The 3,129-nt window shown below is 31.3% G+C and carries 2 protein-coding genes; both read right to left on the reverse strand.

Translation table 11 applies throughout. The annotated features are described in order from the left end of the window. Positions 1 to 370 precede the first annotated feature (370 nt). Entirely contained in the window at positions 371 to 1,369 is a 999-nt protein-coding gene (locus tag F6K22_RS37055; RefSeq protein WP_293109738.1) for a glycosyltransferase family 2 protein, read from the reverse strand. A gap of 1,258 nt (positions 1,370 to 2,627) precedes the next feature. Continuing rightward, positions 2,628 to 3,129: LytR C-terminal domain-containing protein (locus F6K22_RS37060; protein ID WP_293109739.1), on the reverse strand; the 502-nt coding region annotated here is incomplete at its 5' end.

Here is a 3,129-nt window from a genome sequence, read left to right on the forward strand (position 1 = left end):
GCAAGCATTTAACCCTGCTTAAAAGAGATAAAAAAAACAAAACACTGTTGAAAACCTTATTCTGTATGACTTTGAGTAGATAAGGATTTTGATAAGTCAAACTTATTTTGTGAGAAATCCGGGTAATGCACTACGATACAACTCACATTTATAATTAAGCTGAGGTTTGAAAGCGTAGATCCTCCGCAGGAAACACTCATAAAAACTACAAGTTAGCAATAACATTTGCTAATTTATGGTTTTTGAGCATTCTACTTAGGGAATAGCAAAAAATAAATTCTCCAATTTTTAACTAGAACTGCTCGTTTTGTACTCTAAATCTAATAGCAGTTTCCACCAGCCTCCCTAATTCAACAATCAAATTTTCAAACTACACATCTTCTGCTGATAGTTGCGATAACCTTTCTGGTTGATTAGAGGGTTGTAATATATTTTTGGCATAAACAATATGTATTATTTGAATCATTGCAATCAATATATCTCTAATTAATTTAGCTCCATTCCCGTAACTAAATATCCATTTTATAAGTTGTATAAAACATAGAAATTGTTCAACTCCAACCATGGGAGATTTTTTGATACCCCAAATATATTCTTGAAAAATTCGCCAATTAGGTAAAAGAATTTTTCCTTTATTTTGGGGGTCGAACCACTCTGAATATTTATACATCCGGAGGATTTTCTGGATTTTATTGTGGGGATTAAACAATAGTTCCATTGATTGTTTTTGATGTCTTCTAGCTTGCAGAAGATATTCAGGGATTTCAAAGAATTGACCATAAAGAGTTAATATTGCGACCAGAGATCTATCTGAACCTGCATAGCTAGCTATTAAGGGAGTTTTTTTGAGAATATTGGTGCGTATTAATCCAAAAATTTGATAATTCCGATGGTGAAGACGAGTAATATCATAAAAGCGTTCGTGAGTTTTGAGAGAATTAGTTTTAAATTTAAGTTGATAATAACTTATAGTTTTACCCTGTTTATCTATAATATTGGTTCGGGGATAGCAAAGAACAACTTCAGGTTTATTTTCTAATATTTCAACGCATCTCTCCAAAAAAGTAGGTTCACAAATATCATCGTGGGCAGCCCATTTGAAATATTTTCCCTTGGCTAACTTAAAAGTTTGATTAAAGTTTCTAGCTGCTCCTATATTACTTCGATTTCGATAGTAGCGGATACGTTTATCTTTAAGAGCATATTCTCGACAAATTGATTCAGTGGCATCAGTTGAGGCATTATCGGAAATAATAATTTCAAAATCAGTGAAAGTTTGATTTAAAAGTGAATTAATCGCTTCTTCAAGAAAATTTCCACCATTATAGACTGGTAAGCCGATACTGATACAAGGTTTAGATGTACTCATAATTATTAACCAATTAAAGTATTACTATTATTTTTTCTTTAATGAGTAAAGATAATTTATTTATGCACCTTGATAAGTTTTATTCCTGAGTTTTTTGTCTGTGAGTTTATTTTTTTTTATAATTAAAATATGACATAAATACGCTGAATATCGCAAGTCCTGTAACCAGATATTTACCGAATCTTTAAATTCACAAGTCTTAATGTAGTTTCATTAACCTCCTATAAATCTTGATTTACCAGGAGATTGATGTTAATTGAATAATTTAACCTGTTAAAAATTTCGATGAAGTTTTGATGAATATTTTGCTAGAGTGGAGAAGAATTACACAGCAATGATAAACAAATGTGATATACTAAAAGATTAATCGTTAAAAATTAGCATAGCCCAAGGAGTTGCCACTCTAGAGATCCTATCTAGAGAGGATTAAAGGCTATTTTCTTTCTCGTCAGTAAGAAGGGTATAGGGTTTGGATAGACTGTCTAATACCAATTACCAACAAAATGCTACAAATTTTCTGGATGATAGTTAGATGAAAACATAAAAAATTGTACAAAAGTTTTTTTAATAGTATGACTGGATGGTGTTTGTGCTATGTCTTTAACAGTTTTGATTTGTTCAGTTTTCAACAAATACAAACCTTGAAGTTTAGGATCTAGGGCAGTAGTTTTCTGTTGATTTAAAATCTATTGGAGATGAGAGTAATTTAGCACTTTTTTGATTTTCTATTTGGCGATTCCGTTTGCGTAGCATTCGGTAGGAAAACGGAACGGAGTTCTATCGCTTATTTGAATATAACTTAATTTTTAAGAAATAGTATTAGTAAGACAAGCCTATAATTTTAATAACAATGACAATATTTTAGAAATACTTTTACTATGAAACTTAGAATTAGCAGAAAGAGAAAAACAAGGTCAACAAATAGTCAGACCTTGGTTTCTTAATAGACATCTCCGAACATGAATTTATAATCCTTGTGCAACTTGGGCAAATATCTAATTTATGGAGAAGTCTAATACTATTTATTTGTGATAATACTCTTAATAATATTATGTTCACTAAAACATTTATAACTGGTACTTTTTATCAAAAATAATGCTTTATTTGACAACTACTTTACACTTTGATATTTTTCCCGAACCTCTGCTCCACCTACCGCCTTTTTTCAGGAAACATAGCAAACTTTTGAAGATTTGGTATTAGTTTATAGTCACAGTATTAAACGTAAATACATCTGGGATAGGTATATACACTATTACTATTTCTGTAAAAGATTAATTTTATTAATAGCATCTTCCCCTAATCGAATGGTAAAATCAGAACCAATCTCACCTGTAGAAGCAGCTTCAATCTTACCAAAACCTAAAGTACTTTTCACAACTTCTGCTGAGTCTAAATAACCCCCTTGAACAATAATTTCAGTAAAACGTTGTTTGTCAGACCAGTCAGGAACTACATAAACATTGTAAAATCCTTGGTCACGCAAATACTGAGCAAATTTTGTTGCTGCTTGAGAGTAACTAGAGGCATTTTGCACAGCTATTTTATTTTCAAGAGGTGAAATTTCATTTACCTCCATAGGATTATATATATTGTTGTAATTAAACTTTTCTAATTTGATATCGAAATATTCTTCCAGAACGCGATCGCGACCCGCCTCATCTATAATCCAATAACTAGCAAAATACTGATTTCTAGAACTAGGTTTTCCTGGCAACATGACCATTTTTAAATCATCCCGCTCTAAGTCAAGACTAAAA

The sequence above is a fragment of the Okeania sp. SIO2F4 genome (genome assembly GCF_010672385.1).
Lineage (GTDB): Bacteria > Cyanobacteriota > Cyanobacteriia > Cyanobacteriales > Microcoleaceae > Trichodesmium.